This is a genomic window from Micromonospora sp. NPDC049801 (assembly GCF_040656575.1).
Classification (GTDB): domain Bacteria; phylum Actinomycetota; class Actinomycetes; order Mycobacteriales; family Micromonosporaceae; genus Micromonospora.
Genome location: NZ_JBFAMS010000017.1, coordinates 82,525 through 89,611 on the forward strand (window position 1 = coordinate 82,525; position 7,087 = coordinate 89,611).

Below are 7,087 nucleotides of genomic sequence, written 5' to 3' on the forward strand. Positions count from 1 at the left end.
CCTCAGCGGGTCCGGCGGATGGCCGCGTCAGCGGGTCCGGCGGCGGATCAGCAGGGCGATCCCGGCGAGGCCGACCGTGATGGTCAGCATCACCCCGACGTTGAGCAGCAGCAGCCGCTGCAACTCACCGAGTGCTTCGTCGATGTCCCGCACCGGATCCATCGTGTCCTCCGGCAGCACCCGCTCGCCGCCGCCCACGCCGCCACTGACCGTGTCGAACTGTCGCTCCAGCGGCACCCCGGCGGTACGCAGCGTCTCGGACATGCTGAGCCGTCCCAGGAACCAGCCAGCGCTGGTCCGGCGACCGTCCGGCTGTTTGGCCGGGCGGTAGACGCGCGGGCCGCCGGCCGCCTTGGGGTAGAGGTCGAAGATCTGCTTCGGGGTCTCCCCGGCGAGCACCACGACCGTGTACTTCGGACCGAGGTCAGCCGCCTTGGGGCCGGTCGGCATTCCGGTACGACCGAAGAAGTTGATCTGGTCGATGACCGCGAGGACGTGCGCGGGCTGGGTCTCGGACCGTAGCCGCAGCGGCTCGGTGAGCCCTTCGCCGGTGACGTCCACGCCGGCGGGCGCAGGCTTGGGCGCCGCGCTCGCCGGGCCGGCCACGCCAAGCACCAGCACTGCCGCAGCCAGCGTGCCCGCCAGCACGGCGAGCCGGCGCCTCATCTGTCGGACCATCCCGCCTCCTCGCCCCGTTCGATGGATGGCTTCGCCGTGACGTCCGGGTCGGTCGGCCGGTGACGGCACCGACCGGGTCGGTCCCACTCTCACAGACTCCGCAGAACGTCGATGGATTGCAGCTTGTGGAACAGTATTTGGAACTATCTGCGATCTCTGCTCGACTAACGAGGAGCTGTTTGATCAGCGGGCGGATCGTACCCTTACGGAGGGGTTCATGGGGGGCAGGGTTACACGGATGGCACGGCTCGTGCCAGTGGTACTCGGCGTGGCGTTCGGTGTGTCGTTACTGGCCCCGGCGACGCCGGCCGCCGCGCACAACTCGCTGACCGGCAGCGATCCGCCCGACGGCGCCCGGGTGGCCACCGCGCCCACCCGGATCGAGCTACGTTTCCTGGCCAAGCCGCCGCCGGCTACGACGAAGATCACAATAACCGGACCGGACAATGTGGTCGCCGGCGGGCGGCCCACGTTCGACGGCACCCGGGTACGCGTGCCGTTCACGCCCGGCGCGGCGGGGCTCTACGCCGTCGCCTACCAGCTGCCGTCGAACGACGGCCACCCGATCAAGGGCGAGGTGCGGTTCACCCTCACCACCGGCACGGCTGCGGACCCGTCCGCCAGCCCCTCTTCAGCCCTCGGCCCGTCCGGCAGTCCGTCAGTGGCCAGCACCGGCCCGTCAGCGCCCGGCTCGCCCACGGCATCCCCCGCCGGACCCGTGTCGCCGTCCGCCGACACCGTTTCCGCCGTACCGGCCGCCGAGGAACGATCCGACTCGGGGAGCCGCTGGTGGCCCTGGGCACTCGGCGGCGCGCTACTGCTAGCCGCCCTGACGGCCGCCCTGCTGCTCCGCCGCCGAACCCGCTAACCGCCCCGCGTCCCCGCGTCCGCCGATCTTGCACTTCCTGTGGCGACGTAACGGGCATCCAACCCCATACCAACAACCGAAACTGCAAGATCGGCGCGGCGGGGTGCGAAGGCAGGGCGTGGCTCGGCGACAGCCGCTGCGTCTCGGCGCCGATCTTGCGCTTTCTGTGGCGACATAGCGTGCAACCCACTCATATCGACAACCGAAACTGCAAGATCGGCGCGGCGGAGAGCGCAGACGCGACACCGCCCAAAGCGAGCCGGACCCTCGCCGCCCCCGTCCCGCCGCCCCGTCCCCGCCGCCCGCCCAGTCTGGGTCGATCATGGACTTGTGGTGGAGGACAAAGCCGTCATAAGGGTGCCCAACCCGGCACCACAACTCCATGATCGGCGGGGCGGGGCGGGGCGGGGCGGGGCCGCGAAGCGGCGGAGGCGGCGGCGCAGGGGGTTAGGGGAGGCGGAGGCGGGCTGCGCGCATTCTGGTCAGGGTGCGTTCGCGGCCTAGTACCTCGAGGGACTCGAACAGCGGCAGGCCCACGGTGCGGCCGGTGACCGCGACGCGTACGGGCGCCTGCGTCTTGCCGAGCTTGAGGCCGCGCTCGGCGCCGACGGCCTCCAGCGTCGACTTCAGCGCCTCGGCGTCCCAGGACTCCAGCGCCTCGAAGGCCGCGACCGCGTCGTCCAGCAGTTCGGCGGAGCCGTCCTTCATCGTCTTCGTCCAGGCGGCCTCGTCGATCGTGGGCGAGGCCAGGAAGAGGAAGTCGACGTTCGGCACGATCTCGCTGAGCACCGCGATCCGGGTCTGGGCCAGCGACGCCACGGCGGCGAACGCGTCGGCGTCAAACTCCTCGGGCTGCCATGGCGGCGGCGCGATGGTCCCGGTGCCGGTCAGCCACGGCTGGCAGGCGTCGACGAACTCGGCCACCGGCAGCGCGCGGATGTACTCGCCGTTGAACGCGCGCAGCTTCTTCTCGTCGAAGAACGCGGGGGAGGGGTTGACCTCCTCCAGGCGGAACTCGTCCTCGATGACCGACCAGGGCACGATCTCCCGGTCGCCCGAGGGCGCCCAGCCGAGCAGCATGAGGTAGTTGCGCATCGCGCCGGCGAGGTAGCCCTCGTCGCGGTACGCCTCCAGGGCGACCTTGTCGCGGCGCTTGGAGAGCTTCTGCCGCTTCTCGTTGACGACCACCGGCACGTGCGCCCAGACCGGCGGCTTGACCCCGAGGGCGTCCCACAGGAGCTGCTGCTTGGGCGTGTTGGGCAGGTGCTCCTCGGCACGGATCACGTGGGTGATGCCCATGGTCATGTCGTCCACGACGTTGGCCAGCAGGAACACCGGCGATCCGTCGCCCCGGGCGATGACGAAGTCCTCGATGAGCTTGTTTTCGAAGGTGGGCTCGCCCCGGATCAGGTCGACGACCACGGTCGTGCCCTCGTCGGGCGTACGGAAGCGCAGCGCGTGGCCCGGCCCCGGCCCGAGGCCACGGTCGCGGTGGTAGCCGTCGTAGCCCTGGTACTGCGAGCCGGTGCGGGCCTGTACGTCCTCGCGGGTGCAGTCGCAGTAGTAGGCGCGGCCCGACTCGTAGAGCCGGGTGGCGGCGGCCCGGTGCTCGCCAGCGTTCTCGGACTGGAAGTACGGCCCCTCGTAGCTGCCCCGGGAGATGCCGATCCAGTCCAGCGCGGAGAGGATGCCCTCGGTCCATTCGGGCTTGTTGCGCGCCGCGTCCGTGTCCTCGATGCGGAGCACGAACACCCCGCCCTGCTGCTTGGCGTAGATCCAGTTCTGCAGCGCCGAGCGGGCGCCGCCGACGTGGAACATACCGGTCGGGGAGGGGGCGAAGCGCACACGTACCGTCACGTCCTCCAGCCTACGGCGGCCGTCGACCCGGTAAGGAAGGGCCCCTTCTTATCGCCTGGTGTTGTACAAGGTGCCCTTCCTTACACCTCAGGCGACTGAGCGGATCTTGACCACCAGGGCGCTGCCCACCACGGTGACCACGGCGGTGACCGCGTAGAGCGTCGGATAGCCGCCCAGGTGGACCACGAGCGGGGCGGAGAGCGCCGGACCGAGCACCTGCGGCGCCGAGTTGGCGATGTTGATCACGCCAAGGTCCTTGGCCCGATCGGTGGCGCGTGGCAGCACCTGCGTGATCAACGCGGCATCCACCGAGAGGTAGACGCCGTAACCCGCGCCCAGCAGCAGCGCGGCGACGATCGCCATCGGCCAGGTGGGTGCGACCGCGAGCAACAGCGCGGCCACGGCCATGATCAGCCCGGAGACGATCACGTAGATCTTGCGCCGCCCGGAGCGGTCGGACAGCCGGCCGGAGACCACGGCGGTCAGCATCATGCCCAACGTGTAGAGCAGGATCAGCACCAGCAGGCCGCCCTCGGGGTCGGGATAGTGAACCCCGTCGGTGAGGAAGTACAGCAGGTAGAGGGTGCCCAGCGCGTTGCCGAGCTGGACCAGGAACCGGGTGATCCACGCCCAGGCGAAGTCCGGGTGCCGGCGCGGGCTGATCCACATCGAGGCGAACAGCGTACGGACGCGCAGTGCCGGGCGGTTCGCGCGGGGCAGTGGGTCGTCGGGGGTGAGCAGCGCGAACGGCAGCGACAGCAGCAGGATGGCCACCGCGATCGCCAGGTAGCCGGCGGCGTTCCCGGTGACCACGGCGGTGACCAGCACCGCCCCGAGGACCAGCCCGAGCGCCTGCGGGATGCCCACCCAGCCCGAGACGCTGCCGCGCTGCGTCACCGGCACCCGGTCCGGGATGGCGGCGGTGAGGCTGGCCAGCATCGCGTTGAAGCAGACCTGCGCGGCGACCCAGCCGACGGCGACCCCGAGAATGGTCCGCTGCTGGGCCAGCAGCACCAGCGCCGCCGCGCCGAGCACCGCCCCGCCGGCGGTCCAGACGTGCCGCCGACCGAACTCCCGACCGCCGACCCGCAGGCAGGTCCGGTCGGACAACGCGCCGGCCAGGGGGTTGGCCAGCACCGCCGCCAACGCGCCCAGGCCGGTGACCACGGCCAGCATGGTCTCCTTGTCGCCGGGCGCGATCCGCTCGATCTGCTGCGGCAGCAGCACCTGGATCGGGGTGAAGAACGCCATCCACACGCCCAGGTTGGCGGCGAAGACCAGGCCGATCCAGCCGCGCCGGACCGGCACGGTCGGCTCGGCGAGCGCCGCCGGCAGCGCCGCCGCCGCCGGGTCGACGGTGGTCACCGCGCCGCCCCCGGCGCGCTGCCCGCGATCACGTCCCGCAGCCAGGTGTACGACGACTTCGGCGTACGCCTCTGCGTGGCGTAGTCGACGTGCACCAGACCGAAGCGCTTGGTGAATCCCTCGGCCCACTCCCAGTTGTCCAGCAGCGACCAGACGAAGTACCCGCGGACGTCCACCCCGTCGTCGATGGCGGCCCGGACCGCCCGCAGGTGCCCGTCGAGGTACGCGATCCGTTCCGGGTCGGCCACCTGCCCGTGCGCGTCCGGCTCGTCGTCGTACGCGCAGCCGCCCTCGGTGATCTCGATGGGTGGCAGCGCCTCGCCGTACGTGTTCCGTAGCCAGCGGAGCAGCTCGTGCAGCCCGTCCGGGGCGACCGGCCAGTCGAAGGCGGTACGCGGGTAACCGTCCAGCGGCACCAGGTCGAACGGCAGCGGCGAGCCCTCCTCGGCTGCCCGTACTCCGGTGGGGTTGTAGTAGTTGACCCCGAGCACGTCGATGGGCGCGGCGATGGTGTCCAGGTCGCCGGCGCGGATGACGGTCGGGTCGAGGCCGGGCAGGTCGGGGTACCCGCGTCCGAGCAGCGGGTCGGTGAAGAGCCGGTTGTGCAACGTCTCGTACGCGGCCCCGGCGGCCCGGTCGGCGTCGCTGTCGCCGAGCACCCGCACCGGCGAGTAGTTGTTGGCGATCGCGACGGGGCTGTCGGTGTGCGCCCGCAGCGCCTGTACCGCGAGCCCGTGGCCGAGCAGTTGGTGATGGGCGACCGGGAAGGCGCCGAAGAGGAGCATCTGGCCGGGGGCGTGCACGCCCATGCCGTAGCCGAGGCTCATCTGGATGAACGGCTCGTTGAGGGTGATCCAGAGCCGGACGCGGTCGCCGAGGCGGGCTGCGGTCCGCTCGGCGTACTCGGCGAAGTGGGCGGCGGTGTCCCGGTGCAGCCAGCCGCCGGCGTCCTCGAGGGGTTGCGGCAGGTCCCAGTGGTACAGGGTGGCCACCGGGTCGATGCCGGCGGCGAGCAGGTCGTCGACCAGCCGGTCGTAGAAGTCCAGGCCGGCGGCGTTGGTCGCGCCGCTGCCGTCCGGCTGCACGCGGGGCCAGGCGATCGAGAACCGGTACGCCCCGACGCCCAGCCCGGCCATCAGCGCGACGTCCTCGGCGTACCGGTGGTAGTGGTCGCAGGCGACCGCGCCGCTGCTGCCGTCGCTGATCCGGCCCGGCTCGCGCGCGTAGGTGTCCCAGATGGACGTTCCGCGTCCGTCGGCCGTGGTGGCGCCCTCGATCTGGTGGGCCGAGGTGGAGACGCCCCAGCGGAAGCCGTCGGGGAACTCGGGCATCGGTGCGGTCGACATGCGCTCTCCCGGTGAACGTGAAACGTGTTCGGGACTCTAGGACGCTGTCGATGAATGCGCCATAGGTCGGGCTGGCGTAATCCGCAATGGTTGATCGGCGTGTCTTTTTCCGAACCCGTCCAGGTAAGTCCGATTTGACGCATAGAGTGCCGATATCGTGGGATGTCCTCACTGGAGGCAAGACGGAAATGATCCTCGTGGAACGTAGTGCGCACGTGGCGGCGCCGATGGAAGTGGTCTGGGACGTCGTCCAGCGGGCCGAGCAGTTGCCGGCCTGGCTGGCGGGGGTTCGCGCGGCCGAAGTGCTCTCGGGGGAGGGCTTCGGGCGGCGACAACTGGTCCAGGCGGGGCGCTCGGCGCATGAGGCCGAGGTAATCGCCTATCAGGAGCCGACACTGATCGGCTGGCGGGAGCGGGCCAAGGGGGCCGGTGCCCGTGCGGAGGCGCGCACCGAAATCTACGTCCAGCTCACCGAGGACGAGGAGGAGGGCGGGACGGTCGTGCGGCTCATCGTGGTCCGCTGGCCGGCCGGCCCCGTCAAGGCGGCTCTGCTGCGCCTGGGCCTGCGCCGGGTCGGCGCCGACCTGGAGGACTCGTTGGCCCGGCTCACCGACCTGGCCGCCGTCGGCTGACCAGCCGCGTCCTCCCGGCGTCACCCGCCCCGGCGGTGGCCCGGCGTCCCCACCAGGAACGTCGGCCCACCGCCGCCCCATCCCTGCCGCCCCCGCTCCGCCCCGCTCCCGCCCCGTCGATCATGAACTCGTGGTGCCCGGAACGAGGCGACTTCACCGCTTCGTCCCCCACCACAACTCCATGATCGACGGGGCGGGGCGGGGCGGGGCGGGGCGGGGTCCGGGCGGGGTCCGGGCGGGGTCCGGGCGGGGGAGGGGACAAGGCGGAAGGGCCCGGCGCGACGCGCCCGGCCCCTGGCAGGGGGGGGGGGTGGTTGAGTGGCCGCCCGGGGCCCCCGCCC

At 71.6% G+C, this 7,087-nt stretch carries 6 protein-coding genes; 2 read left to right on the plus strand and 4 right to left on the minus strand.

What is annotated here, in order from left to right:
• Positions 1 to 27: 27 nt before the first annotated feature.
• Complete coding sequence (locus AB0I89_RS27160; protein ID WP_357132508.1) at positions 28 to 678, minus strand: hypothetical protein; 651 nt, start codon at positions 676 to 678, stop codon at positions 28 to 30.
• A 238-nt stretch (positions 679 to 916) separates the two neighbouring features.
• Here AB0I89_RS27160 and AB0I89_RS27165 point away from each other — a divergent pair, with 238 nt between their 5' ends.
• Positions 917 to 1,546 carry a copper resistance protein CopC gene (locus tag AB0I89_RS27165; protein WP_357132511.1) on the plus strand — a complete coding sequence of 210 codons (630 nt, stop codon included), beginning with the start codon at positions 917 to 919 and terminating at the stop codon, positions 1,544 to 1,546.
• 447 nt (positions 1,547 to 1,993) lie between these two features.
• Here the strand turns inward: AB0I89_RS27165 and gltX are convergent, their stop codons facing one another.
• From gltX to AB0I89_RS27180, 3 genes are all read right to left on the minus strand, one after another.
• Positions 1,994 to 3,403, minus strand: a complete 1,410-nt coding sequence (gene gltX, locus AB0I89_RS27170) for a glutamate--tRNA ligase (RefSeq protein ID WP_357132514.1) — start codon at positions 3,401 to 3,403, stop codon at positions 1,994 to 1,996.
• Between the two features lie 87 nt (positions 3,404 to 3,490).
• Entirely contained in the window at positions 3,491 to 4,768 is a 1,278-nt protein-coding gene (locus AB0I89_RS27175; protein ID WP_357132517.1) for an MFS transporter, read from the minus strand.
• Complete coding sequence (locus AB0I89_RS27180; RefSeq protein ID WP_357132520.1) at positions 4,765 to 6,114, minus strand: GH1 family beta-glucosidase; 1,350 nt, start codon at positions 6,112 to 6,114, stop codon at positions 4,765 to 4,767. Before AB0I89_RS27180 ends, AB0I89_RS27175 begins: the two co-directional genes overlap by 4 nt.
• A gap of 188 nt (positions 6,115 to 6,302) precedes the next feature.
• On the opposite strand from AB0I89_RS27180, the gene AB0I89_RS27185 reads away from it, so the two are divergent.
• Positions 6,303 to 6,746, plus strand: coding sequence for an SRPBCC family protein (locus tag AB0I89_RS27185; RefSeq protein WP_355051413.1), 444 nt, complete (start codon positions 6,303 to 6,305; stop codon positions 6,744 to 6,746).
• The last annotated feature ends 341 nt before the right edge of the window (positions 6,747 to 7,087 follow it).